Raw genomic sequence first — 24,470 nt, forward strand, 5'->3', positions numbered from 1 at the left:
CCGGGCGGGGTCACGCAGCGACGATAGGGGGAGTGGGCCCGCGCGATAGAAAACGTCTCATACCTGCGCCACCCGGGCGATAGCCAAGTTCTATCGGGCGCAGTGAAAACCAATGCAGAGTAGTGGCTTTCGCTCAGCAATCCTACGCTGGCTTCGTGACTTCGCATTCAGACACCGGCCTGCGCCAGCCATCCTCCTCGTCGGAATCTGCGTAACGTTCGTCGTCTGTCTCGACACCAGCATCACCCCGGTCGCGCTGCACACACATCTCCGACGCCGCCGCGAGGGCGAGGGAAATCGGATCGCCTCGCCTGAACGGATCGTGAAGTGGGTGCGCCCGTGTATCGGTCTCATTGTGATTACCCGGAGTTGAACACACCATGAACACCCAGGTGGAGTCTGGTGTGCCGGGTACGCCCCGACGAGACTGGAACAGTGAACGCAGAATTTCTCGTTCTTCTCATCGTCGTCGTCACCGCCCTCGGTTTCGATTTCACCAACGGCTTCCACGACACCGCCAACGCCATGGCCACCTCGATCGCTACCGGGGCGTTCAAACCCCGTGTCGCGGTGACACTGTCCGCGATTCTCAACCTGGTCGGCGCGTTCCTGTCGGTCGAGGTGGCGGCGACCGTTGCCAAGGGAATCGTCAACCTCACCGACACCGGCGGGCAGGCGTTGCTGATCATCGTCTTCGCGGGCCTCGTCGGTGGCATCTTGTGGAACCTCGTGACCTGGCTGCTCGGCATTCCGTCGAGTTCGTCGCACGCCCTCTTCGGCGGGCTGATCGGCGCGACCATCGCGGCCCTGGGGATGAGCGGTGTCGAGTGGTCGGGCGTGATGAGCAAGATCGTCATCCCCGCCGTCCTCGCACCCGTCGTCGCAGCTCTGGTCGCTGCCATCGGCACCTGGCTGATCTACCGCATCACCGCCGGCGTCGAGGAAAATGCCAAGGAGGAAGGATTCCGCTGGGGGCAGATCGGGTCGGCGTCCCTGGTCTCACTCGCCCACGGCACCAACGATGCTCAGAAGACCATGGGCATCATCTTTCTGGCGCTGGTGGCGCACGGCACCATCACGGCCGACACCGCGATGCCGTTCTGGGTGAAATTCTGCTGCGCCCTCGCGATCGCGCTGGGAACCTACCTGGGCGGTTGGCGGATCATCCGGACGCTCGGCAAAGGTCTCGTCGAGATCACGTCGCCCCAGGGTATGGCCGCCGAGTCCTCCTCGGCCGCCATCATCCTCACCTCCAGTCACTTCGGCCTGCCGCTGTCGACCACGCAGACGGCGACCGGATCCATCCTCGGAACGGGAATCGGCAAGTCCGGGGCGGAGGTCCGGTGGGGCGTCGCCGGACGCATGGCGGTCGCGTGGCTGTTCACCCTTCCCTCGGCCGCTGTGGTCGGAGCGGTGTGCTGGGTAATCGCCGACGCGATCGGTGGGCTGCCAGGTGTTCTCGTGGTGTTCGCGCTGCTCCTGGCAGCAGCAGGAGCCCTGTATCTGCGCTCGCGGCGGAACCCGATCGACACCTCGAACGTCAACGAGGAGTGGGACGGCGGTCTGACCCCGCCGTCCGAGAAGGCGCCCAGCTCGCATTCGGCTCAGATCTGAGAGGCAGGCAACGTGGATCTGTTCATGGACACCGTGGACTCGCTCTGGCAGGTCGTTCTCATCGGCCTGCTCTTCGGCGCCGGGCTGCCCGCCATCTTCGCGCTCGGCATCCGGTTCCTGACACTGGGCGTCACGACATCCGCGAACGGTAACGGTGCCACACGGACACCGGCCGCTCTGATCGCCGGTCTGGCGTGTTTCGCGGTGGTCCTCGTCGCGATCGTCGCCGGAATACTTTTCATCATGAAGGACTTCCTCGCCCACGATTTCGGGATCACCGTTTTCTGAACCCGGAAAGGACGCGTGCAGTGCCACGACAACCGATCACTTCAGTTCCGGCGAAGGTCCTGCGCTGGGTGCGAGAGGGCTACCCACACGGGGTGCCCCGCGAGGACTACATCGCGCTGTTCGCCGTCCTGCACCGCAGGCTCACCGAGACCGAGGTGAGTGAGATCGTCGACGAGCTGTCGGCCCCGGACGGGCATGCCCTCGAGGACGGCAAGATCGACCGCGCGGAGATCGAAGAGGCCATCGCCCGCCTGGCCCATGAGCATCCCGGCGACGACGACGTCAAGCGGGTGGCATCTCGCCTCGCCGCGGGAGGCTGGCCGCTGGCTGCGCCGATCGAGGAGAAACCTCCACTCGTGAAGGTACTGCCGCCCCTGTTGACCAACATCATCGAATGGCTGCGCGCCGGCTATCCACTGGGTGTGCCCGAGACGGACTACATCCCCCTCATAGCCCTGCTGCGCCGGCGGCTGTCCGACGAGGAGGTCCGCGAGATCACCGCAACACTGGTCGAGCAGGGCGATCTCCCGATCGGCAAGCCGGACATCCAGGTGATGATTGCCGAGGTCACCGACGAGAAGCCCCTCGACGCCGATGTCGACCGGGTTCACGCCCACCTCGTGGCCGGTGGCTGGGCCATCCCGGACGAGGCGGCGATCGACGAGTCGCACTGACCGGGCGCTGATCAGCGAGGAGGACTGGTGTTCCTGCGTGGAGACACCGTAGCCGACGACCCGCACGCGCTGGACGAGTCGCTGCTCATCGAGCCCGAATGGCGCCGGCCCTCCTGGCGGGGCTTCGTCGCATCGACCCCCGGGCGCCTGTCGGTGATCGCCCTGGTACTCGTCGCTGCCGCCCTCGCTGCAGGAACGGTCACCTCGGCGATCAACGGGGCGCGTCAACAGGAAATCAACGCCTTGCGGACCCACTCGGAGCCTCTCGCCGACGCGGCACAGAGCCTCTACAGCTCGCTGTCGATCGCAGACGCCGCCGCGACAACGTCCTTCATCTTCGGCGGGGTCGAACCGGTGGCGGTACGTGAGGATTACAACCAGGCTGTCGGTGATGCCTCCAACGCGTTGGTGACCGCCTCGAACGGCGTCGATCCGGCAGACACGGAAGCTTTGGGCCTGCTGTCGGAAGTGTCGCGGCGTTTCGCCGAATACACCAGTCTGGTCTCCACCGCCCGCGCCAACGATCGCTCGGGAAACCCGATCGGAATCACGTATCTGCGCAATGCGTCGTCGATGATGCAGAGCACTATCCTGCCGCTGGCGCACCGCCTCTGCACCGAGCAGTGGAAGTCGGTGGCCGCCACACAGATGCGGACAACCCGACTGCCGGTGGCCGCGTTCGCTGTCACGACCTCCGCTCTCGGCGCGCTCGTGCTCGCGCATGTGTACCTGACCAGCAAGAGCCGGCGGCTGTTCAACCCCGGCCTGATCGTGGCCACACTCCTCATGGCGAGCCTCCTGACGTGGTCGGTGGCAGCGTTCGGGATATCGACGTCAGCGGGTGAGCGCGCGAGGACTGATGGGGCGCAACCACTCAGCGCGATCGCTACGGCCCGGATTCTGGCGCAACAGGCCCGGGCGGACGAGATGCTCGGAGTGTTGCAACGCGGTTCGGACCCCCAATCCGAGGTCGACTTCTCGCGGCATTCGACGGTGCTGTCCGAGATACTCGAACAACACCGGAACGCATCCGGCGAGGCCGGGAACGCCGCGATCGCCGACGCCGCCGCGGCGCTCGAGGGCTGGCGGAGCACCCACGAATCGCTGCAACAGAAACTCGTGAACGGGGATTACCCGGCGGCCGCCGCCATGGCGGTCGATCCGGGGGCACTCGCACCGACTGCCCGGTTTCTCGCGCTCGACGACGCGTTGCAGTCCGCGATCAACGAATTGAGGAACGAGGAACGTGAGGCCACGGCCGAGGCGTATCGCTCGACGTCGCTGTTGGGCGTCGGTGCGGTCGTGCTCGGCGTGCTCGCCGGGTTCTCGGTCGGCGGAGGCATCTGGCCCAGACTGAACGAGTACCACTGATGTCCCGGCGAGGTGAGTGGATGCTGACGAATCCCCGCGTCGAGCATGCACACGGGCGCCGAAGACCTCGTGTTCGTGGCCTCGTCGGCGTGCTCGTCACCGCCGCCGCGGTGCTCGCCGGTTGTGGGACACCCGCGCCCGACACCCCCGCCGTCGCAGGCAACTATTCGGAACTGTCGCTGCCGAACGGAACGCAGATCATCCCGCCGTCGGGTCTCGTCCCTCCGGCGCCCGTTCCGCCGTCGACGTGCGGGGCGTCGGCGAGCCTGCGTCCGGGACCCCCCGTTCCGGCGGGTGCGGTGCCACCGGGGAGGCTGGTCGCCGACATCGTGGCGCGGGACCGGCTGATCGTCGGCGTCGATCAGGACACCAACTTGTTCAGTTTTCGTGACCCGACCACCGATACCCTCGAGGGATTCGATGTGGACATGGCGCGAGAGGTCGCCCGCGATCTCCTCGGCGACCCGGCGAAGGTCGAGTTCCGACTCCTCACCCCGGTCGGCCGCCTCGACGCGCTCGAGAAGAACCAGGTCGACATCGTCGCGCAAACCATGACGATCACGTGTCAGCGCGCCGAGCGGGTGGCGTTCTCCACCGTCTATCTCGAGGCGTACCAGCGTGTGCTGGTGACGGAGGGGTCGGGGATCGCGGGGTCTGCGGACCTGGCAGGCAGGCGGGTGTGCGCCGCCACGGACACCACGTCGCTCGCGACGATCCGGCGGGTCCAGCCGCAGGCCACGATCGTCGCGGTTCCCGATTGGGCCGACTGTCTGATGGTTCTCCAGCAGCGTCAGGCGGATGCCGTCAGCACGGACGACGCCATCCTCGCGGGTCTGGCCGCTCAGGATCCGACCCTCGAGATCGTCGGACCATCGCTGGAAACGCAGCCGTACGGCATCGGCATCAACAAGACCAACACCGATCTGGTGCGCTTGGTGAACGGCACCCTCGACCGGCTGCGCGTGGACGGAACGTGGATGAGGCTCCACGACCGGTGGTTGACCGTCCTCGGTCCGGTCGCCGGCCCGCCTACGCCGACCTATCGGGATTGAGGATCCGCCGGTCGATCCGACCAGCAGAGCAAGTTCACAATTAGTGGGGATTATCTATCATCTCAAATCCCCATTACTGCTACGGTGGGGTTCATGTCTTCATCCACGACGCCCCCGGAGCGCCTGCTGCGAAACCCCACGTTCGTGGTGGCGCAGCTGCATCGGGTGGGGCGCGAGGACCTCGAGGGTGTGCTGGCGGCCGAGGGGCTGAATCTGCGTACGCACTGGATTCTCTGCTGCCTCGAGGAGCCTGGTGAGCTGTCCCAGAAGCAGCTCGCCGACGTGCTGGGCGTCGATCGCAGCGACATGGTGCGACTGCTCGACGACCTCGAGAAGCGCGGGTTCGTGGCCCGCACCAAGAACGCCAAGGACAGGCGCAAGCACGTGCTGTCGTTGACGTCGGCAGGCCGGCAGGTCCGGGAGCGCAGCGACGAGTTGGTCGAGAAGGCATCCGATCAGCTCTACGGCAACCTGTCGGCGAAGGAACGCCGAAGCCTCCAACGCCTCGTCCTGAAGGCGCTGGGCCTGCCGAAGAAATACGCCGCCCCACCCACTTAGCCGGCACAGCCCCGGTTTCCACGGTGTCCGTTGCACCGTTCTCATGCCGGCCCCGCGGATTCCTTCGCGCTGTCCGGGGTCGTTCCAAAAAGGAGCCCGCACATTGTCTGCCCCCACGCGTCTCGACCCGTTCACCGCCGGTGATCTCGCACCCGTCCCGCGGACCCTGATCGATATCCTCACCGACACTGCCGAGCACCATCCCGACGCTCCCGCGATCGACGACGGCGAGGTCGCGCTGAGTTACACCGAACTGGTCGACCGAATCACCGAGGGCGCCCGCCAGTTGGCTGCCGGTGGTGTCCGGCCGGGTGACCGGGTCGGCATCCGGATGCCGTCGGGTTCGCGGGAGCTGTACCTGGCGATCCTGTCCGTTCTCGCCGCCGGCGCCGCCTACGTCCCGGTCGATGCGGACGACCCGCCCGAGCGGGCCGTACTCGTGTTCGGCGAGTCCGCGGTCCGGGCGGTTCTCACCGCCGACGGCATCGAAACCTCGGGGAGTAGCGCGGTCGACGTCCGGGTCCCGGGGCCGTCCGACGATGCGTGGATCATCTTCACCTCCGGGTCGACCGGAAAGCCGAAAGGGGTGGCCGTCACGCACCGGAACGCCGCCGCCTTCGTGGACGCCGAGGCGAGGCTGTTCGTACGCGACGCCCCCCTCGGACCCGGAGACCGGGTGCTGGCCGGCCTGTCGGTGGCGTTCGACGCATCCTGCGAAGAAATGTGGTTGGCGTGGCGGCACGGCGCCTGCCTGGTCCCGGCGCCCCGCTCGCTGGTGCGCACCGGTATGGATCTGGGACCGTGGCTGATCGCCCGATCGATCACCGTCGTCTCCACGGTCCCGACGCTGGCCGCGCTGTGGCCTGCGGAGGCGCTCGACTCCGTCCGGCTACTGATCTTCGGCGGCGAGGCCTGCCCGCCCGAGCTAGCCCGGCGGCTCGCGGTCGACGGTCGCGAGGTATGGAACACCTACGGCCCCACCGAGGCCACCGTGGTCGCCTGCGCCGCACAGCATGACCGGTACCGGCCCGGTGCGCATCTCGCACCGACCGCTGCCGTCGAACCCCGCACCGTCGTCCCGACGCCGCGGGCTACCCAATGGGCGCAGATCGCGGCGACCGTCCCGCTGACCACCCTGACCGGCCTGCAATGGATCACCTGGTTGGCGGTCGCGAACAATATTCTGGCCTGGGCTTCGCCCGCACCGTGGGCGCCCGCGCTGTCGTGGTGGTCCGTACTGGTGATGTTCCTCGTCTTCATCACCCCGGTCGGCCGGATGGCGATCGCCGCGACCGGTTCCCGGTTGCTTCTGCGGAAGATCGCACCGGGAACCTATCGGCGCGGCGGTTCCGTACATCTCCGTATCTGGGTGGCCGAGCGGCTGGTCGAGGCGAGTGGGGCGGCGAACCTGTCCGGCGCCACCTGGATGGTGTATTTCGCGCGCGCACTCGGCGCGAAAATCGGGCGGCGGGTGGACCTGCACACCCTGCCGCCCGTCACCGGAATGATCGAACTCGGCGAGGGCTGCTCGATCGAACCCGAGACGGATCTGTCCGGGTACTGGATCGACGGCGACGTCATCCATGTCGGATCGATCGTCATCGGAGCCGGGGCGTCGGTCGGTGCCCGCTCGACCCTGTTTCCCGGAGCCCGCATCGGGGCGCACTCGGAGGTGGCGCCGGGGTCCGCGGTCACCGGAAAAGTCACGGCGGGTCAGCGGTGGGCGGGCTCGCCCGCGGTCAAGGTCGGCAAGGCGGTACACCCCTGGCCGGAGGACCGGCCGCCACGTGCCTCCAAATGGGTACCCGTCTACGGACTCACCTCCCTCGCGGTCGCGGCGATGCCCCTGCTCGCCCTCGCCGGCGGTCTCGTTCTGCTCGGGTGGTCGATCCGCGGCGCCGGCGACCTCGGCGTAGCCGTGACGAGGGCCCTGACGATGCTGCCGGTCGCGACCATCCTCACCTTCCCCTGTTCGCGGGGATGACGGTTGTCTCGGTGCGCCTGCTCGGCCTCGGCCTCCGCGAGGGCTATCACCCGGTGCGCAGCCGGATCGGGTGGCAGGCATGGTCCACCGAACGGCTGATGGACTCCGCCCGCACCTTCCTGTTCCCGTTGTACGCCAGCCTGTTGACCCCGCTCTGGTTGCGGCTGCTCGGCGCCAGGGTCGGTAAGAACACCGAAATCTCTACGGCACTGGTTCTTCCGCGATTCACCACGGTCGCGGACGGCGCGTTCCTCGCCGACGACACCATGGTCGGGGGCTACGAACTCGGCGGCGGTTGGCTGCGTATCGAGCCCGCCAAGATCGGTAAGCGCGCATTTCTCGGCAACTCCGGCATGACCGGCCCCGGGCGTACCGTGCCGAAGAACGGTCTGGTCGCGGTGCTCTCGGCAACCCCGGAAAAGAAGGGCAAAACCGGTTCGTCCTGGCTGGGAAGCCCGCCGGTCCGGCTGCGCCGCTCGGCCACCGAGGCCGCGGCCTCGCGCACGTTCGATCCGCCGACCCGTCTGCGGGTCGCCCGGGCGATATTCGAAACCTGCCGGCTGATCCCGATGATCATCACCTTCGGGATCGGGCTCGGTGTGCTGGCCGCCCTCGAGGCGCTCGCAGGCAGCATCGGATTCACGTGGGCAGCAGTGATGTCCGGGCTCGTGCTCCTCGTCGCCGGCGCCGTTGCCGGCGGCATAGCGGCCGCGGCCAAGTGGGTCGTTGTCGGCCGCATCGGCATCGTCGAGCACCCACTGTGGAGTTCGTTCGTGTGGCGTAACGAGGTATCCGACGCATTCGTCGAGACGGTGGCCGCGCCGTGGTTCGCCCGCGCAGCGTCCGGGACCGCAGTGCTCAACCTGTGGCTGCGGGCGATGGGCGCGTCCATTGGGCGCGGCGTCTGGTGCGAGACGTACTGGCTCCCCGAGGCGGACCTGGTCACCCTCGGTGACGGTGCGACCGTGAGCCGCGGCTGCGTCGTGCAGACCCACCTGTTCCACGACCGGATCATGAGCATGGACACCGTCACCCTCGGCGCCGGCGCCACGCTCGGCCCTCACAGTGTGGCATTGCCTGCATCGACCATCAGTCGCGGCGCCACCGTCGGACCGGCATCTCTCGTGATGCGCGGGGATCGAGTGCCCGACTCGACCCGCTGGCAGGGCAACCCCATCGCACCGGAGCCCGAACACCGCCGATGACCGTGCGTGGGGGACCAATCGCGTGACGCGCCGTCGGCGTCATGGGGAGGCCGCACCGACCGCGGTGTCGAGGTCGGTCAGTGCGGCGTCGAGGTGGCCGATGATCCGATGCAGGTGGGGGACCGCGGTGCGGTCGCCGACCACCGCGACGTGCAACTGCCCGGATCGACTGGTCAATGTGATGCTCAGCGCCTGGCCCCGCGCGAGGGTCGGGATCGGGTAGACGGCGTCGAGATGGGCACCGTTCCAATACCGCGGTCGGGTCGGTCCCGGGGTGTAGGAGATCATCACGTTGAACGGCGGCGGGATGTCGTCGAGGACCCGGCGGACCGGGTCGAGCATGATCGGACTCAATGTCAGGGCGCTGATCAGTTGAAATTGGGTACGGCTCAGGGCGGCGACAACTCCACTGGTGTGCGCTACGGAGTCGGCGATCCGGTTCAGGCGGGCGAGTGGGTCGCCTTCGTCGGTGGCCAGGGACACCACCATTGCCCCGATCCCACGGTCGCCGCCCGGCCTGATGGTGGGGCCCTCGCCGAGGTCGAGCGGGACGGGGAGCATCGCGGTCAAAGGCGCGTCGGGAAGGGCGTATTGGTCGAGGAGATACGTGCGCAGCGCTCCCGCGCACATCGTCAACACCACTACGTCCAACGGTGCGCCGGTGCGGGCGGCGAGCCGGCGCAGCCGTTTCAGGGGCCAGGATCGGGCGGCGACTTTACGGGCGCGGCCGGTTGGGGCGTTGAAGGTCGTCAGCGGGGACTGCAGGGGCAGCGTGAGGGTTTCCTCGGTCAGGCCGTGGTAGCCGGCGCGGACCAGAGTAGGGACGGCGGCGGCCATCTCCCGCGTGATGACCAGGCCGGACCACAGCACTCCGCGTGGGTCCAGTGACTGATGTGGAGCAGGGGCCGCGACGGACGGGCTCCAAGGCGCTGGGCAGTCCCGGCTGTCCGGATCGACCGAGAGCGTACGGTGCAGCAGCCGCATCCCGGAAGCGCCGTCGGTCAAGGACAGGTGAAATTTCGTGTACACGGCGGTGCGCCCGTCGGTCAGGCCCTCGATGACGTGCATCTCCCACATGGGGTGCTGCGGATCGAGCGGGATCGAGTGCATCTGCGAGACCAGCCGCAGCAGCTCGGCCATGGTGCCGTCGCCGGGAACGGCGCTGTGCCGCACGTGGTAGCCGAGATCGACGACTCTTTCCGACCGCCACCACGGATACCCGTGCAGGGGTCGGATGGGCCATTTGCGGAATAGCTCGGAGGCCTCGGTGTTCGCGTGCAGGCGCGCGACCATGTCGGCGGCGTGGGCACCGGATGCGGTGTCTTTCGGGGGATCGAACAGGGTCAGTGTGGCCACGTGCATCGGGTGCGACGGGGATTCGAACAGCAAGAACATCGCCTCGGTCGGGCTCATCGGCGCCAGCCCGCCGATCCCAGCTCGCACGTCCCACCTCCCGGCCTTGTGTGGTCCCAGCAGAGCACACCGCGTCTACGAGGATCGTGGTTTCCGTCGAGACCACAGACACCGGACGGCACTGATTCCACGCAGGCACGCAGGTCCGCGGAATGTGGGATTCGCGCGGGTTCTCGCCGTCGGGGCAGCGTGACGACTAGGGCGACTCGTGCACTCTCGGGTACGCGCTGGACGGCGCGATTGTCAGGGATTTGTCGAGTGCCTTCACCGCGGCGCGTTCGACGAGCAGGGGCACGAAGTCCCGGATCCGGCAGCTGTCGAATCGATGATGGGCGGTCTCGACCGCATTCTCGACCCGGCCGGGGTCGAGGTATTGATATCGCTGGATCAGGTGTGCGCGCACCACGTCGATGTGCTGCCGCTCGGTGACGTCCATACCAGAAATTGTCGTCCCGTCGGCCGCTGTGAGGAAGGGGTTTCCCCAGGTTCACCTGGGGAGCACAGACGTCGCCGGCCGTGTCCGGGACGAGGGGCGGGTTGACGCCGGTCGGCGGGCTCGACAACGATGTGCCGGTGGATTGCAGCGGCGCAGTCTTGTCACGCACCGCGGCACCGCCGGTTTGGATCCGGCCTCACCGAGCAGGAGAACCGGATGACACCGACCGAGCACGTCGACCCTGATGCCGCGCAGGCGCAGGTGTTTCGCGACCTGCTGAACGAGGAGATCGCGGCGCTCACCGCCCGCATCGAGTCCACCCCGCGATACACCGGTGCCGAAGACTCCGAAGGCACAAGTCTGCGCGGGCAACGCGGCGAGGCGTGTCAGTTGTTGGCCCGTCTGACCGCCCGGTACCCCGAGCTGGACGGCCCTGGACCCGCCCGAGGATGATCGCCGCCCCGCATCAGGCGTGACGCTGCGAAGGTGGCGTCGGATAGTCTCACGCGATGAAATCGGCGGCGTCACCGTTGCGTTCGTCAGTGTTGCCGGTGACGGCGCTGTGCGTGGCGTTGAGTGTCACAAGTTGTGTCGGCGCTGTTGATCGAGCGGATTTCGATGCTGCGATGCGGACACGTGGCGGGGGTATGACGGGCGCACTCGTCCGTGACGGGTTGGCGGAGCTTGCCACCCGGTACGGCGTTACAGACGTGGAGGTGACGAGTGTCGATGTGGCGCCGGTCGAGACGCTGGATGTGACGGTCCGGAACCCTGCGAAGCCGGATCAGCTCGACCGGTACACCTTTGACGCCGAGTGGTTGAGCGACGCCAGTCCGGTGATGGTCTCCGCTGTGGAGGATCTCGATGCGCGGGCGTTCCGGCTCGGCGACGTTCCCGCGCTGGGTCGTGTCGAGGAGCTCGTGGATGATGCCCTCGCGCACACTGGATTCGATGGGGGAGCAGTAGCCGGCATTTCGGTGAACAGGACCGAGGGGCTGTGGCCGACAGTGGTGGTCGAGTCACCGTGGTCGCGGGCACTGGTCGTGTTCGATGCCGAGGGAACGGTGATCGGGGTGCAGCGGCTGTGACCGGACCGGTGGAGTTGGGTGTGGAGCCCGCACCGCGGCGGCGACGGAGGGTGATGCCCGCATTGTGGTGGGTGGGGACCGGGGGGAAACGGTCGACGAGGGATGGCTGCGTCCGTTCCTTCTGATCTGGGCCGCGTATCTGGCGGTCGTGGCAATCGTGTTCGCGGTCGGACGCATGTCGCGGGTGCTGCAGCCGGCAGGCCCCGGAACCGAAATACGGGATTCGGCGGATTAGTCGGTGCCTCGCCGGTGTTGAACCTAGGACGGAACGGCAAACATCGTTCCTGAGGAGCAACGCACCGATGCACTCCTCACGAGGGAGTGCATCCTCAGCGATCCGACCTGGACCGGTGGGTATCGGAGCGGTAAGGAGTGGTCATGACCATGGCACGCTCACCCGTGTGCTGTGATCCGGAAATCTGTCTCGCCAAGCATCTGCCACGCGATGTCACCCGCAGCGCGCTCGGCCACCGGCGGGTCACGATGAACCTCGACATCACCGACCACGGCAAATGGACCGTCCGCATCGACGAAGGCACCGTCACGTACCGACGCGGCGGGGTTGCGCACCCGACAAGCACCGTCCGCACCGACGCGGCCACTCTCGGCGACCTGCTCGCCGGCCGCATCAGCGTGGCCGACGCTTTCCTGTCCGGAGCACTCGAGATCCGCGGCAGCATGACAACGGTCCTCGCGATCGGCGGTACCTTCGCGCCCGACGTCGAATTGCCGACACGGGCACGTGCCCGCGAGACCAGCGCCTACGGGGTGCACACGGGATACCTCGAAGCGGGTGACCCGGACAAACGGCCGGTGGTGCTGCTGCACGGTCTCGGCGCCAGCAACTCCTCCATGCTGCCGGTGCTGGCAGACCTGGCATCGGACCATCGGGTGATCTGCCCCGATCTTCCTGGGTTCGGATCCTCGGCGGCCCCGGCCTGGCGTTACACCCCCGAACAGTTGCATCGCTGGTTGCGGGCCTTCCTCGATGCGGTCGACGCCCGCGGCGCCGCGCTGATCGGACATTCTCTCGGCGGCCGCGTCGCTCTCGAACTCGCGCTGCGCGACCCGGATGCTGTTACCGGGTTGGTGCTGGTGTGTCCGGCGATGGCCTTTCGTCGCCGGCGCCGACTGACCTCACTGGCCCGGTTGCTTCCGCTGGATGTGGCGCGGCTTCCCCTCGCCGTGCCGCCGCGGCTCCTCCACGCGGGGGCCCGTGCCGGGCTGCGGGCCCTGCTGGCGGATCCGGGCGTGGTGCCGCGGCACTGGTACGAGGCCGCAGCTGACGAATGGGAGCTGTCGTTGCGGCATGCCTCCCGCCGCCGGGCGCTGTGGTCGGCGCTGCTCGGCCTGTATCTCGACGAGCCGTTCGGGGAGACAGGCCTCTGGGACCGGATCGCGGGCCTCGAGGTGCCCGCGCTATTCCTGTGGGGCGACCGCGACACACTCGTTCCGGCCCGATTCGCCCGGCACGTCACGAGCGCCGTTCCCACCGCCCGGTCGGTGACGCTGCACGCCTGCGGGCACGTACCCCAGTTCGAGCGGCCCGAGATCACGCTCCGTCTGATCCGCGAGCAGCTCGCCACCACAGCCCAGCGGGGTGCGGTCAGGCAGCGACAACCGATGAGCGCACGACGCGGCGCGAGACGATCCCCCCACTCTGCCGGAGCCCGTGGCCGACGTGAGTCGACCCGCTCGAACACTGGGCGCATCGCCTGAGTTCCGAAACCACGACCTGGCTCTACTGCGGTGGCACGGGGTCGATATAGCGCAGTGGGGCATGTGCATTCAGCAGCCAGGCTCCGCCCTTCGCAGTCTGCCCGATGGGGTACATGCGTGTTCCGTCATCGCGCGTGCATGCGGCCAGCCCGGTGAGGACTTCGCCGTGGGTGCACCACAGGGTGCCGGCGAGTTCGCTGGTGTCCAGCGCGGCACACAGGTCGTCGGGAGCCGCATCCGGGGCGAGCAGCGGATGTTCGTGGATGGGCAGGCGGTGGGCAGCGGCCAAGGGGGCGAGGGTGTCGAGGCAGCGGGTCGTCGGGCTGCAGTACAGGATGCGCAGCTCGACTCCGGCGAGTGTGCCGACGAGGCCGGTGGCCTGGTCACGTCCCAGGGCGCTGAGGGGCCGGTCGGCGTCGGGCCCGCCCCAGTTCTGCTTTCCTATCGCATGGGCGTGCCGAAGCAGGACGAACATCCCAGGGCCTCCCTCGACGAGAGCGTGCGTGTGCGGGTCAGCATAGGCGTCGGGGCCGAACGGATCGTGCAGATTCGCGCAGCACGGAACGGGGGTGCGAGAGGGCGTCCGGCATTACCGAGAGGACCCTGGCCGATACGCGAGGCGTGACTCCCACTCGGCCAGTGATGCGGTGGCGTCAGCGTGCCGTTCGGGGGATCCCAGAGGGGGACATGCGTCCATCGCGAGATCTACCAGAGCATGGGCGACGGTCAGCACACTGAGGTGATGACGGTGCGCGACGCGGAGCAATTCTTCGAAGGCATCGGTTTGGCTGCAACGGCGTAGTGCGATCACGATGCCTTCCGCCACCGACAGCGTTTGCCGTCCATCCATCGCATGATCGACGCCGACCCCATCACGTTCGGTGATCGAGTTGGATTCGGGCACAGTCGTCATGGGCATCATCTCCGCGATGTGCCTTCAGTGTACGACCGCGGATCGGGCCTGCGACTCGACTTTGCCCGCCTGCGCATGCCGGCGTTTCCGCCCCAGGTGGGGCTGTAAACCTGCGTATGTCGGAATTGACCATGCCTATCTGCGGGTTCCATCGGCCCGGAAATCGGGTACCAACTGGACATGGACAGCACAGAGGGTCGGCGCGACGCCGCATGGAACCGCCGGGTCCGCGACGAAACCGAGGTCCAGCGACTCGACCGCAATTGGAGCAACCTGCTGCAGGAACTGCGCGTCGTGCAGACAGGTGTCCAACTCTTGACCGGCTTCTTGCTGACCCTGCCGTTCCAACAGCGGTTCGAGGAAGTGTCGGATGCGCAGGAGGTGATCTACCTCGTGACCGTCGCCCTCTCGGTCACCGCGACGATGATGTTGGTCGCGCCGGTCGGCATTCACCGACTGCTGTTCCGTCAGCATGCCTTGCCCACCCTCGTGGCGACCGGACAACGACTTGCGATCGGCGGCATCGCCGTCCTGGGTGTCGCCCTCGTCGGCGTGGTTCTGCTGATCTTCAGCTTCGTGGTCGACATGGCCGCCGGGATCATCGCGGCCGCGGTGGCGCTGTTGATGTTCTTCGGATTCTGGATTCTGCCGGCGCTGTCGCACCGCCGCTCCATCGACGACGCCGAGCGGTGAGGTGCAGACCGAACTCATGGTGTCGACACAGCGCGAGCGGGAACACAAGTACGACGTGGACCGAGATCTACTTCGGTCGTCCGGCTTTGGTCGGGCGTCGCTGTGGCGTCCGGGAACCCTTCGGTCTCAGGCGCGATCGATCGCGGCGCTCTGGTGTCTCGCCGCGGTGTGCCTCAGCGTCACGGTGGCGCTCCTGCGCCCTGGTCTACTGTTCGCATTTCCTCGCGAGGACCCGCTGATCTGGGCGCTCGTGATGGTGTTGTACCCCTTGCTCAGTGTGTATCCCCAGGAGCTGATCTTCCGTGGGTTCGTGTTCCGCAGGTACGCAACGGTTTTCGGCGAGGGTGCTCGGATGGTCGCTGTGAGTGCCGTGGCATTCGGCTTTGTACACATTGCGTTCGGCAGCTGGATATCGGTTGCGATGACGATCGTCGGCGGGTGGATTTTCGCTTCGAGATATCGTCGCACTCGATCGCTGTTCACGGTCTCTGTCGAACACGCGTTGTACGGCATGCTCGTCTTCACGGTTGGTCTCGGCCAATACTTTTATCACGGAGCGGCGGGCGCCCAGCTTTGCCCGGCCGTATCGGTCGCCCCGCTCGCGGGTGGACCGTCAGCGTGGTGGCCAACCCACGGCGTCGAACACGGCGATCGGGTCGAGGTAGTCCCGCCAGTGCGAGATCTCGCCGTCACGGAGTGTGAGCACGGAGATGTACCGGTTGGAGTATCGCTGTCCCGTTCCCACCACGTGGCCCTCGGACGCGTACTCGAGCACCACAATTCCTGTGGTCTGGTCGTGGTGGACGGCCAGGTCGAAGCAGCGGTCGAGAACGATGGTGGTGCCGTAGGGGCGGTAAAGCTCGGCGACCGCGGAACGGCCCTCGACATGCCGGGGGTACCCGGGAACGGTGATCACGTAGTCGACGGTGATGTCTTCTGCGAGGAGGTCGAAGAAGTGACCGGGCTCGACCAGTCCGTCCACACCTTGTTCGATGATTCGAAAGAACGGTTCGAGCGCGGCGAAGTCCGCAAGGTCGGCAATGGGCGCCTTCACAATGTCACCCTACTTCCACATCCCGTCCGTTCGGCGTCAGATTGAGCGATGATGGGATCAATCGCGGCGACGATCTCGGAGTGCACGCGGGAGGAGGAGCTACCGGTGAAGGCAGTCACGTACTCCGAGTTCGGGCCGCCGGAAGTCCTCAGTGTCCGTGAGGTTGCGCGACCCACACCGAAGCCGGACGAGGTGCTGGTGCGAGTGCACGCGACGACGGTGACGAGGGCCGAGACCCTCATGCGCAGGGGGTCGCCCCGCTGGGGACGTCTCGTCCTCGGCGTCTCTCGGCCGCGGAGGAATCGGCGGATTCCCGGGCTCGAGTTTGCCGGAGAGATCGAAGCGGCGGGCGCGGACGTGCGCCGATTCGCTGCCGGCGACCAGGTTTTCGGATTCGCCGGATTCCATCTGGGTGCGTGCGCCGAATACGTCTGCTTGCCCGAGTCCGCGTCGCTCGAACGGAAGCCCGCCGGTATCGGCTTCGAGGAGGCGGCCGCCGCAGTCGACGGACCCTCGACGGCGCTGTACTTCCTTCGCGACAAGGCGCACGTCCGCAGCGGCAGACACGTTTTGGTCAACGGCGCCTCCGGGAGCATCGGTACCGCCGCGGTGCAACTTGCCAAACACCTCGGCGCCGAGGTCACCGCGGTGTGCAGCTCCCGTAATGCCGATCTGGTCACCGACCTGGGCGCCGACCACGTCATCGACTACCACACGGAAGACTTCACCGCCCACTACGAGACCTACGACGTCATATTCGACACCGTCACCGCGACCTCCTTCGCGCGATGCCGACGGGCGCTCACCCCGCGCGGCTGTTACGTCCCCACGACCGGCCTGATCAATTGGCCGCTCGGTGCGTGGACTGCGCTGCGCGGCGGGCGCACCGTTCGGCCGGGGATGTCCGTTCAGAAGCAGGGAGCACTTGCCTATGTGAAGGAACTGATCGAATCCGACGGATTCCGCATAGTCGTCGACCGCAATTTCCCGCTGGATCGGATCGTCGACGCGCACCGATACGTCGACCTGGGCCACAAGGTCGGCAACGTCACGGTCACCGTCAACGGTTGACGTGTCCGGTCAGGACGAGTGTCTCGTCGTACCCCAGTGGTCGACCTCGGCCGTCAGCCTCCCGATCGAGGCGGCACCGCTTCGTCACTCTTTCTTCGGCGGAACGCGGAATGTTGCCCATTCCCGTCTGGTCATCACTAATACAACCGCTGTTTACCGAGACGGATTCGATCCCAGCCGAGACGAGGCAGTCGCTCCGGCGGTCAACCGACTGCGCGTCCTCGGAAGACCCGGCTCTCGAGGACGGGGACGGCGGTGCTCCGGTCGACTTCGGCGGCGATGGCGACGTCTTCAGGGTATCCCGATGCGCGCAATTCTCGTCCTGACGCAGACTCCGCGAGGGACTGCGGGAGGGTGTCCGCGACGGCGCGCCAGGCGGTGATGGCCATCAGGGCTTCCGGCGAGACCTCGGCGTCCCAGCCCGTCGCGGTCAGTGCGCACATCACGGCGCCGGCACCCCACAGGTCTTCGATCGCCGGCCGGAGTTCGCCGCCCGGCCACTTCTCACCGGCGGCGATCACCGACACCACCGACCTCGGCGTGTAGTGCCGGGCGATCCAGCCGGCGACCGCGGTCGCATTCCGTAGCGAGGCTCCGACGCACACCCCGGATCCGGCGCCGAGTTCGAAGCAGATGCTCGATCCGTTCGGTGAGGGGAGGACCAGGCGGCGCGGCGCGGTGGTGCGTCGAATCGTGTTCGGCGACAAGCTGATCTGACCGTGCGCCACGCGGCTGCGCCTGACGGCGAGAACCGCGTCCGACTCACTGGCGTAGCGCTCGGCGGAATCGTCGTTCCATCGGTACGGCAGCACGTCGATGCCGGCATCGACCGCCACGGTCAGAGTGGTGGTGAACGAGAGGACGTCCACCACGACCGCGACGTCGGCGGCGGCCCCGACGGCTTTCGCCCCGGGCAGGCCCCAGTCGAACCGCAGTCCGTACTCCAGTTGGAGACGTTCGCGATTCACGGCGACTCCCTCGGATTCGGTTGCTCGTCGTGACGGTTCCCCGTCGAGGTGAGCGCGACGAGGGCGGTGAGCACCGTGGTGACCGCGGCTCGCGGGGCGCCGGGCAGCAGCGCTGCACCGATGTCTCGGGTCGCCCGGGGATCGTCGAGGAGTATCTGCGCGCAGCCGGGTGGGGGAGTGTCGGCGGCAGGCATGATGCCGACGCCCAAGCCGGATGCCACCAGGCCGGACACGGTCCGCAGGTCCTCGCCTTCGAACGCGATCGTGGGGAGGGCGCCGGCTCGCGCGAACAGGTCGTCGACGGATCCGCGGAGGCCGTAGCCCGGCTTGAGCGTGATGATCGGTTCGGATGCGAGGTCGCGGATCGTCGTCGATGTCGAGGCGGCCTGCGGGTGCTCGGCGGGCACCAGGACGACGAGTGGCTGTTCGAACAGCGGCGTGACCGTCAGTCCGTCCGGCGGAGGGTTGAGACGAGAGGCGAGGGCGATATCGGCCTCCCCGTTGACGAGGGTGTTCAGGCACGTGCGCCGCGCGCCCTGGCTGAGGACGAACCGGATCGCCGGATCCTCCGCGCGGACGATCCGAATCAACTCGGGCACGAGGTGCTCGCCGAGCGACGTCTGAAAGGCGATGCGAACGGTTGCTCGCGTCCTTCGGTCCTGGGACCGGACGGCGTCGAGGCCGTCCACCACCGCCTCGAGTGCGCGTTGCGCGTACGGCACCAGTGTCCGGCCTGCATCCGTCAACCGGACGCCACGCCCGTCCGGTTCCAGGAGTGGTGTGCCGAGTTGCTTCTCCAGCCGGCGGACTATCCGGCTGACCGTGGGCTGGGGCATTCCGAGCATCGCGGCGGCAACGGTCACGTGTTCGACCTCGCCGAGGGCGACGAGGACGGGAAGGTGCGGCAGCAGGGCCTTGACCGCCTCGCTATTCATGACTCAACTGTATGAGCCGCGTGCCGAAAGTGCATTGGATTCATCGGTTGTGTCGCCATACCGTCGACTGCATGTCCGCCACGCATTTCACCGAGAAGGACACCGACGAGCCGGCCGCCTCTGGAGATGTACCGAAGGAGTCGAATCGGGACCGCCGGCTCTCGGCGGCCCTGTGGTGTGCGGGCCTTGCGACCTTCGCGCTGATGTATGCGCCGCAAGGACTCCTCACGCAAATCGGGCACGACGCGGCCGTCAGTGCCGCACAGGCGTCGCTCCTGGTCTCGGCGGCCACCCTCGGGCTGGCGTTGTCGGTGCTGCCGTGGACCCGGTTCTCGGATCGAGTCGGACGCCCCACCGCGATGCGGTATGCGGCGGCAATCGCCGGGCTGCTCGCCGTGGCCGTCCCCTGGCTACCCACGTTCGAGGCCCTGGTGGCGGGACGATTCGTCCAGGGTGTGGCACTCGGAGGACTACCCGCACTGGCGATGACGCTGCTGCACGAGGTCGCGGCCCCGGCGCGGACGGCCGTGCTGGCCGGTTCCTACGTTGCCGCAACATCTTTGGGTGGGTTGGGTGGCCGGCTTCTGGTCGTCCCGGTGGCGGATCACCTCGGGTGGCGTCCCGCGCTCGTGATTCTCGGAGTGGGCCTGGCCATTCTGATGGCCGTCTTGATCGTGCTGTTACCAGCCGGGCAGGGGCAGCGCTCCACCGTCCCGTCCGGTGGCAGTCTCGCCGTTCACCTGCGGGATGTCCGGCTGCTGGCACTGTTCGGCATCGGTGCGCTGCTCGTCGGCGGCATGGTGGCGGTCTTCAACTACCTTCCGTTCCGCCTCGAGGCGGCCCCCTACCATCTGGCGCCGACGGTGGTGTCGCTCATCTTTCTCGCATATCTGGCGGGTACTGCGGGCTCCCGCGCCGCGGGCTGGCTTGTCGGCAGGCTCGGCCACCGAACCGTGCTCGTGCTGGCCTGCACGTTCATGGCAGGTGGGACGGTGCTCAGCCTCGACGCGTCGCTGACTCTGATCCTCGTCGGTCTGGCCGCGGTGACCGCCGGACTGTTCGTCGGCCACGCCGTCGCGTCCGGCATGGTCGGCGCACACGCGACAACGGGCCGTGCACAGGCGACGGCACTGTACAACGTCTCCTACTACGCCGGATCCAGCCTGTTCGGCTGGGTCGGAGGTATCGCCTGGGCGAGCGGACACTGGGCCGGCGTGGCCGTGCTGGTCCTCGTCCTGACGATGCTGGCCCTCGTACTCGCCGTTCTCCCGAAGACGAACCCGCCGCGGTGAATCTCTGCGGTGGGCCGGGGCTACTGTCCGCGGGCAGACCTGTTGTAATGGGGGACAAGAGACAAGGGGGAGGGCGCTTGATGACTGACGTATTCCTACTCGGTGCCGTGCTGTCCGGCGGCATCGGTTTCTTGGGTTTGGCGGTCGCACTGTTCGGGGGAGCGGAACCGAACCCTCTGTGCGCGCGTACATTCGACGGCCGTACCGAAGTCTGTGACGATTTCCGGTCCTGACCGGACACGTGAACGTCGGTCGGCCAACCGATTTCTCGTATGTCGATCGGCAGGTGGATAGCGCGTCTGTTCGGAGAATTCGACCTATCGGCGGTCCAGTCGCGATCTTTGCGACTGGACCGATGATTTTCTGCGGATCCGGGAGTCCTACTCGTCAGACGATGTGGCCGACCGAAGGAGAGAAACGTGGAAGATGTCTGGTCGATGGTGCACGCGGAGCGTGCCGCGCTGATCGACGATCTCGGGAACTTCGACGACGAGCGGTGGGACGAGCCGTCGCTCTGCGGGGAGTGGACCGTCCACGACGTGGTCGCTCACCTGGTCGACACCGCTCGGACGACGCGACTCGGTTTCGTGATCGGGCTCGCCCGGGCGCGGTTCGACTTCGACCGCCAGAACGCTCGCGGCGTGGAACGCGAACGCGGGGCCTCGCCGCAGGAGACGTTGGAGCGGCTTCGCCGGGTGGCGTCGCGCACGTCGACGCCCCCGGCGCCCCTCGACAGCCGGCTCGTCGAGGAGGTCGTCCACGGTGAGGACATCCGTCGACCGCTGGGCCTCACCCGCTCCTACCCGGCGGACGCCGTCCTCAGATCGCTCCGCCTGCAGACGCGCACCCCGGCGTCGTTCGGCGGCGCCAAGGAACTGGTTGCCCGTGTCCGGCTGACGGCCACGGACGCCGACGTATCGATCGGCGACGGTCCGGAGGTGAGCGGCACCGCCCTGTCCCTTCTTCTGGCCGTCTCCGGCAGGAGGGTGGCGCTGGACGACCTCGACGGACCGGGAGTCGGCACGCTGGCGATGGCGATCTGAGATCGTCCTGCAGGGATGCGGCGTCAGCGGCCCCGGTACGTCGTCATTCGAAGGTCACCTCGGTTCCCCTCATGGTCGGCGCGCCGACGAGTGTCGTCCAGCTCGGCACGTCCTCCGGTGCCATGCCCCCGGCCTGGCCGTAGACGACGTCGAGGGTGTCCTGTTCCATCTTCGAGCCCGCGTAGCTCGCGGGCGTGACCTGAGCTCCGTACCCGGGGACCTGGTCGGGGACGCCGGCGGGCGCGGGGAAGTACCCGATGGTCGACGGTCCGGGGTTCCGCGACGGCACCTGGTAGGAGCCGTCGTTGAACGATCCGCCGGGGTATTGAGGGAAGTTCGCACCCGGTGCGGTGACGTTGTCGTAGCAAGCCGGTCCGCGGTTGTCGAGCAGGCGCGGCTCGTCCTGGTTGGGCACGTAGCGGCCCTTCGGGTTGACGAACTGCACAGTGCCTCGGCCGCCGGGATACGGATCGTCGAGCGCGAGCAACTCGAGGGCGATCGTCGCCGCCCTCACGAAGGCCGCCAGGGTGCAGCCGAAGCTCGGTGAGTAGCGGCCGAGGAGCTGCAGCGCTTCCCGCGAATCGGCGGCGATCGTCACGATGCTCCGGGCGTTCGCCTGCACGAGGTCCGCGGTGGACGCACTCGTTCCGGTGAGTGTCACGAGCAGGGTGGAGATCTCACCTTGCTTCTCCACCAGAGTGTTTCCGGGGGTCCGCAGATTGTCGAGGGCGTTGACCAGATCGGGCGCCGCCTCGGAATACGTCTGCGAGAAGTCCGCCAGACCGCGCAGATCCTCCTCGATGGCGGGAAGTTCGGTGTTCAGCCCACCGAAGATCTCCTCGAGCCGGTCGAGCGTCAGGCCGAGTTCGGCGCCGCGGCCGCCCAGTCCCTGGGACAGCGCGCCGAGCGTGTTCGCCAGGTCCTGCGGCGGAATCGCTTGTAGGAGCGGCAGCAGGCCGTCCAGAACCTCGCCGACCTCGACGGCGTTGCCGCTCTTGTCCTGACGCAGCGTGTCACCGGCTTGGATCGGCGGAGCCGTGTCGCCCTCCGGAACGATCAGCGACACATAGCGTTCACCGAACAGCGTCTTGGGCAGCAGACGCGCCGTCGCGTTGGACGGGATCAGCGGTGCCTTGTCCGGCTGGATCGCGAGAGCGAGTGTGACCTCGCCCTCCTCAGAGGTCGCCGAGCGCACCTCGCCGACGATGAGGCCACGGACCTTCACCGGATAAATCAGAGGAAGCCTGGCCCTTCAGGGCCGGGAGGAAGCTGATTCTGTACTGTGCGATCGCGCGTAGCGGGGTCGCTTTCTTGGGGTGGGTTCGGGTCGTTTTTGGTTGGTGATGTACTCGGCGACGATGGCGAGTGGGGCTCCGCCTGCGGAGGCGGCGAAGTAGGACGGTGACCAGAAGTGATTGCCCCACAGGTATTTCTGAATGTGGTCGGGGAACTCTTGGCGCAGGTATCGAGCGGAGACGCCCTTGAGGCTATTGACCAGGGTGGAGAGTTGCACGGTAGGTGGGTAGTGGATCAATAGGTGGACGTGGTCGGTTTCTCCGGTGAACTCGGTCAACGTTGCGCCGAACTTGTCACACACCTCTGCCATGATCTACCCGCATCGGGTCAGCATCGGGTCGGTGAACGGAAAGGCGCAGGGTGTGAAGCGGATCGTCGTCGTCAAGCTGGCTCCCACCCCGGAGCAGTATGTGGCGCTGAAATCGACACTCGAGTTGTGCAATGCGGGGGCGAACATGGTTGCGCAGCTCGCGCACACCGCCGCTGATCGACGCCCGTTCGCGCTGCAAAAGCAGGTCTATGCCCAGCTCAAAGCGTGCGGGTTGTCGGCGCAACCGGCGATCCGGGTCATCAAGAAAGTCGCGGATGCGTACGCGACCCGGACAGCGAACCTGCTCAACGGGAATTACGGCACGCCAGGATCGACACGGTATGCGAAGGTTGCAGGTAAGGCGATCGTGTTCCGTCAGGACGCGGGCCAACCGTTCGACGATCGGTGCTTGTCGTGGCAGATCGATCGATCGACGGTGTCGATCTGGACGACCGCGGGCCGGATGCGCAACGTCGGATTCGTGTGCGCGCCGTGGCAGCTGACAATGCTCGCCGACCGCACAGGCGAGTCGGATCTGATTTTCCGCGACGGATGTTTCTACCTGCACGCAACCGTCGACACCGACGCACCGCAGCAGCTGGTCCCCGCCGACGACCCCACCGGGTGGCTGGGCGTGGACTTGGGGATCGTGAACCTGGCTGTGACCACCGCAGACGACCCGGCCGAACTCGACGTCCGGTGGTCCGGTGGTGCGGTCACCGCCCGCCGGAAAAAGAACGGAACCATCCGGTCCGCGCTGCAGAAGGTGGGGACCAGGTCCGCGAAACGGAAACTGAAGAAACGGCGGAGGAAGGAGACTCGGTACGCCACCGACATCAATCACCAACTCTCGAAAACGATTGTTGCCCAGGCACAACGCACCGGTCAAGGAATCGCGGTAGAAGACCTGTCGGGAATCCGGGACCGGGTACGGCTCGCACGCAGACAACGGCAACAATTGCACTCCTGGGCATACGCGCAACTGCGCGACCAGATCACCTATAAGGCGCACGCCGCAGGAGTGCCGGTGCAGGTGATCAACCCTCGCAATACCAGCAAGACTTGCCACCTCTGCGGGCACTGCGACACCGCGAACAGGCACAGTCAAGCACTCTTCCGGTGCCGCGGCTGCGGATGGACCGGTCACGCCGACCATAACGCCGCCGCCAACATTGCCGCACTCGGACACACCAACTACCGGGCCGCCCAATCAACCGTGCCTAAAGCAGCCACCCCTCTCACAGCCAGTGAGAACGTGAGCAGCAAACCCGCGTCCTTCAGGACCGGGTAGTTGATGTCCGCGTCGGGTGCCAATGCGCTTCCGGTGCTGTCGGTGACGAGGTCGATCTCGACGACCGTGGTGAACGACTTGTCGAACAGTGCGAAGGAGACTGCCAGGAACAGCGCGAGAACGAGGAAGAACGCCAGCCCCAGTACCCGTCGGCCCACGACAGACGCCGTGTCGTTCATTCGACCACCCTCATGATCGCGGT

The 24,470-nt window shown here is 67.1% G+C and carries 22 protein-coding genes and 5 pseudogenes; 17 read left to right on the plus strand and 10 right to left on the minus strand.

Translation table 11 applies throughout. From position 1 onward, the window contains the following. Positions 1–435: 435 nt before the first annotated feature. The 8 genes and pseudogenes from JWS14_RS36055 to JWS14_RS36085 all read left to right on the plus strand — a co-directional run bounded on the left by JWS14_RS36055 (position 436) and on the right by JWS14_RS36085 (position 8,746). Positions 436–1,614: an inorganic phosphate transporter gene (locus JWS14_RS36055; RefSeq protein ID WP_206015314.1), complete on the plus strand. Its 1,179-nt coding sequence runs from the start codon at positions 436–438 to the stop codon at positions 1,612–1,614. 24 nt (positions 1,615–1,638) lie between these two features. Further along, entirely contained in the window at positions 1,639–1,902 is a 264-nt protein-coding gene (locus JWS14_RS36060; RefSeq protein WP_095860727.1) for a hypothetical protein, read from the plus strand. 20 nt (positions 1,903–1,922) lie between these two features. Next, positions 1,923–2,219, plus strand: a pseudogene (locus JWS14_RS50320) (DUF3349 domain-containing protein); the annotation flags it as partial. Between the two features lie 48 nt (positions 2,220–2,267). Continuing rightward, positions 2,268–2,576: a DUF3349 domain-containing protein gene (locus tag JWS14_RS50325; RefSeq protein WP_241031706.1), complete on the plus strand. Its 309-nt coding sequence runs from the start codon at positions 2,268–2,270 to the stop codon at positions 2,574–2,576. 27 nt (positions 2,577–2,603) lie between these two features. Next, the gene (locus JWS14_RS36070; protein ID WP_206015315.1) at positions 2,604–3,947 is read left to right on the plus strand and encodes a hypothetical protein; all 1,344 of its coding nucleotides are present in this window, start codon (positions 2,604–2,606) and stop codon (positions 3,945–3,947) included. A 20-nt stretch (positions 3,948–3,967) separates the two neighbouring features. After that, positions 3,968–4,999: a glutamate ABC transporter substrate-binding protein gene (locus JWS14_RS36075; protein WP_241031555.1), complete on the plus strand. Its 1,032-nt coding sequence runs from the start codon at positions 3,968–3,970 to the stop codon at positions 4,997–4,999. Between the two features lie 93 nt (positions 5,000–5,092). Continuing rightward, positions 5,093–5,557, plus strand: coding sequence for a MarR family winged helix-turn-helix transcriptional regulator (locus JWS14_RS36080; protein WP_206015317.1), 465 nt, complete (start codon positions 5,093–5,095; stop codon positions 5,555–5,557). Between the two features lie 43 nt (positions 5,558–5,600). Continuing rightward, a pseudogene (locus JWS14_RS36085) lies at positions 5,601–8,746 on the plus strand (Pls/PosA family non-ribosomal peptide synthetase). Between the two features lie 39 nt (positions 8,747–8,785). Here the strand turns inward: JWS14_RS36085 and JWS14_RS36090 are convergent. Together JWS14_RS36090 and JWS14_RS36095 are read right to left on the minus strand one after the other, a co-directional pair. Beyond that, the gene (locus tag JWS14_RS36090) at positions 8,786–10,159 is read right to left on the minus strand and encodes a wax ester/triacylglycerol synthase family O-acyltransferase (RefSeq protein WP_206016254.1); all 1,374 of its coding nucleotides are present in this window, start codon (positions 10,157–10,159) and stop codon (positions 8,786–8,788) included. Between the two features lie 196 nt (positions 10,160–10,355). Further along, on the minus strand, positions 10,356–10,595 hold the full coding sequence (locus JWS14_RS36095; RefSeq protein WP_206015318.1) for a three-helix bundle dimerization domain-containing protein: 240 nt from the start codon (positions 10,593–10,595) through the stop codon (positions 10,356–10,358). A 216-nt stretch (positions 10,596–10,811) separates the two neighbouring features. Here JWS14_RS36095 and JWS14_RS36100 point away from each other — a divergent pair, with 216 nt between their 5' ends. The 3 genes from JWS14_RS36100 to JWS14_RS36110 all read left to right on the plus strand — a co-directional run bounded on the left by JWS14_RS36100 (position 10,812) and on the right by JWS14_RS36110 (position 13,402). Continuing rightward, complete coding sequence (locus JWS14_RS36100; RefSeq protein ID WP_206015319.1) at positions 10,812–11,048, plus strand: hypothetical protein; 237 nt, start codon at positions 10,812–10,814, stop codon at positions 11,046–11,048. A 194-nt stretch (positions 11,049–11,242) separates the two neighbouring features. Beyond that, positions 11,243–11,683: a hypothetical protein gene (locus JWS14_RS36105; protein WP_241031556.1), complete on the plus strand. Its 441-nt coding sequence runs from the start codon at positions 11,243–11,245 to the stop codon at positions 11,681–11,683. Between the two features lie 378 nt (positions 11,684–12,061). Further along, complete coding sequence (locus JWS14_RS36110; protein WP_241031557.1) at positions 12,062–13,402, plus strand: alpha/beta fold hydrolase; 1,341 nt, start codon at positions 12,062–12,064, stop codon at positions 13,400–13,402. Between the two features lie 22 nt (positions 13,403–13,424). Here JWS14_RS36110 and JWS14_RS36115 read toward each other — a convergent pair whose 3' ends face one another. Together JWS14_RS36115 and JWS14_RS36120 are read right to left on the minus strand one after the other, a co-directional pair. Further along, positions 13,425–13,877 (minus strand): SixA phosphatase family protein, encoded by a 453-nt coding sequence (locus tag JWS14_RS36115; RefSeq protein ID WP_206015321.1) that lies wholly within the window; start codon positions 13,875–13,877, stop codon positions 13,425–13,427. Positions 13,878–13,991: 114 nt separating this feature from the next. Then, complete coding sequence (locus JWS14_RS36120) at positions 13,992–14,315, minus strand: ANTAR domain-containing protein (RefSeq protein WP_241031558.1); 324 nt, start codon at positions 14,313–14,315, stop codon at positions 13,992–13,994. Positions 14,316–14,495: 180 nt separating this feature from the next. Here JWS14_RS36120 and JWS14_RS36125 point away from each other — a divergent pair, with 180 nt between their 5' ends. Both JWS14_RS36125 and JWS14_RS50330 read left to right on the plus strand, forming a co-directional pair. Then, positions 14,496–15,008, plus strand: coding sequence for a DUF6328 family protein (locus tag JWS14_RS36125; protein ID WP_206015322.1), 513 nt, complete (start codon positions 14,496–14,498; stop codon positions 15,006–15,008). Between the two features lie 253 nt (positions 15,009–15,261). After that, positions 15,262–15,504 (plus strand): annotated as a pseudogene (locus JWS14_RS50330) (CPBP family intramembrane glutamic endopeptidase); the annotation flags it as partial. A gap of 117 nt (positions 15,505–15,621) precedes the next feature. Here the strand turns inward: JWS14_RS50330 and JWS14_RS36135 are convergent. Next, positions 15,622–16,062 carry a nuclear transport factor 2 family protein gene (locus tag JWS14_RS36135; RefSeq protein ID WP_206015323.1) on the minus strand — a complete coding sequence of 147 codons (441 nt, stop codon included), beginning with the start codon at positions 16,060–16,062 and terminating at the stop codon, positions 15,622–15,624. 105 nt (positions 16,063–16,167) lie between these two features. On the opposite strand from JWS14_RS36135, the gene JWS14_RS36140 reads away from it, so the two are divergent. Further along, entirely contained in the window at positions 16,168–17,133 is a 966-nt protein-coding gene (locus JWS14_RS36140) for an NAD(P)-dependent alcohol dehydrogenase (RefSeq protein ID WP_206015324.1), read from the plus strand. Between the two features lie 203 nt (positions 17,134–17,336). Here the strand turns inward: JWS14_RS36140 and JWS14_RS36145 are convergent, their stop codons facing one another. Continuing rightward, on the minus strand, positions 17,337–18,101 hold the full coding sequence (locus tag JWS14_RS36145) for a 2-phosphosulfolactate phosphatase (RefSeq protein WP_206015325.1): 765 nt from the start codon (positions 18,099–18,101) through the stop codon (positions 17,337–17,339). Beyond that, a complete protein-coding gene (locus JWS14_RS36150) occupies positions 18,098–19,036 on the minus strand; it encodes a LysR family transcriptional regulator (RefSeq protein ID WP_206015326.1) in 939 nt (312 codons plus the stop codon). Before JWS14_RS36150 ends, JWS14_RS36145 begins: the two co-directional genes overlap by 4 nt. Before the next feature lie 11 nt (positions 19,037–19,047). On the opposite strand from JWS14_RS36150, the gene JWS14_RS36155 reads away from it, so the two are divergent. After that, on the plus strand, positions 19,048–20,328 hold the full coding sequence (locus JWS14_RS36155) for an MFS transporter (RefSeq protein WP_206015327.1): 1,281 nt from the start codon (positions 19,048–19,050) through the stop codon (positions 20,326–20,328). A gap of 419 nt (positions 20,329–20,747) precedes the next feature. Beyond that, positions 20,748–21,371, plus strand: coding sequence for a maleylpyruvate isomerase family mycothiol-dependent enzyme (locus JWS14_RS36160; protein ID WP_206015328.1), 624 nt, complete (start codon positions 20,748–20,750; stop codon positions 21,369–21,371). Between the two features lie 43 nt (positions 21,372–21,414). On the opposite strand, the pseudogene JWS14_RS36165 reads toward JWS14_RS36160, so the two are convergent. Together JWS14_RS36165 and tnpA are read right to left on the minus strand one after the other, a co-directional pair. Further along, positions 21,415–22,614 (minus strand): annotated as a pseudogene (locus JWS14_RS36165) (MCE family protein); the annotation flags it as partial. A gap of 9 nt (positions 22,615–22,623) precedes the next feature. Then, positions 22,624–23,007: pseudogene (gene tnpA, locus JWS14_RS36170) on the minus strand (IS200/IS605 family transposase); the annotation flags it as partial. Between the two features lie 22 nt (positions 23,008–23,029). On the opposite strand from tnpA, the gene JWS14_RS36175 reads away from it, so the two are divergent. Beyond that, a complete protein-coding gene (locus JWS14_RS36175) occupies positions 23,030–24,268 on the plus strand; it encodes an RNA-guided endonuclease InsQ/TnpB family protein (RefSeq protein WP_206015329.1) in 1,239 nt (412 codons plus the stop codon). Here JWS14_RS36175 and JWS14_RS36180 read toward each other — a convergent pair. Further along, on the minus strand, positions 24,172–24,447 hold the full coding sequence (locus JWS14_RS36180) for a hypothetical protein (protein WP_206015330.1): 276 nt from the start codon (positions 24,445–24,447) through the stop codon (positions 24,172–24,174). The two genes, JWS14_RS36175 and JWS14_RS36180, sit on opposite strands and share 97 nt — an antisense overlap. Between the last annotated feature and the right edge of the window lie 23 nt (positions 24,448–24,470).

Origin of the sequence: Rhodococcus koreensis (assembly GCF_017068375.1) — a bacterium.
Taxonomy (GTDB): Bacteria; Actinomycetota; Actinomycetes; order Mycobacteriales; family Mycobacteriaceae; genus Rhodococcus_F; species Rhodococcus_F koreensis.

Coding starts and splice junctions, on each gene's coding strand:
- JWS14_RS36150 (WP_206015326.1), bottom strand. CDS start 19,036: ATGAATAGCGAGGCGGTCAAGGCCCTGCTGCCGCACCTTCCCGTCCTC.
- JWS14_RS36075 (WP_241031555.1), top strand. CDS start 3,968: ATGCTGACGAATCCCCGCGTCGAGCATGCACACGGGCGCCGAAGACCT.
- JWS14_RS36080 (WP_206015317.1), top strand. CDS start 5,093: ATGTCTTCATCCACGACGCCCCCGGAGCGCCTGCTGCGAAACCCCACG.
- JWS14_RS36155 (WP_206015327.1), top strand. CDS start 19,048: ATGAGCCGCGTGCCGAAAGTGCATTGGATTCATCGGTTGTGTCGCCAT.
- JWS14_RS36090 (WP_206016254.1), bottom strand. CDS start 10,159: ATGAGCCCGACCGAGGCGATGTTCTTGCTGTTCGAATCCCCGTCGCAC.
- JWS14_RS36110 (WP_241031557.1), top strand. CDS start 12,062: ATGACCATGGCACGCTCACCCGTGTGCTGTGATCCGGAAATCTGTCTC.
- JWS14_RS36060 (WP_095860727.1), top strand. CDS start 1,639: ATGGACACCGTGGACTCGCTCTGGCAGGTCGTTCTCATCGGCCTGCTC.
- JWS14_RS36100 (WP_206015319.1), top strand. CDS start 10,812: ATGACACCGACCGAGCACGTCGACCCTGATGCCGCGCAGGCGCAGGTG.
- JWS14_RS36125 (WP_206015322.1), top strand. CDS start 14,496: ATGGACAGCACAGAGGGTCGGCGCGACGCCGCATGGAACCGCCGGGTC.
- JWS14_RS36105 (WP_241031556.1), top strand. CDS start 11,243: ATGACGGGCGCACTCGTCCGTGACGGGTTGGCGGAGCTTGCCACCCGG.
- JWS14_RS36095 (WP_206015318.1), bottom strand. CDS start 10,595: ATGGACGTCACCGAGCGGCAGCACATCGACGTGGTGCGCGCACACCTG.
- JWS14_RS36180 (WP_206015330.1), bottom strand. CDS start 24,447: ATGAACGACACGGCGTCTGTCGTGGGCCGACGGGTACTGGGGCTGGCG.
- JWS14_RS36115 (WP_206015321.1), bottom strand. CDS start 13,877: ATGTTCGTCCTGCTTCGGCACGCCCATGCGATAGGAAAGCAGAACTGG.
- JWS14_RS36120 (WP_241031558.1), bottom strand. CDS start 14,315: ATGACGACTGTGCCCGAATCCAACTCGATCACCGAACGTGATGGGGTC.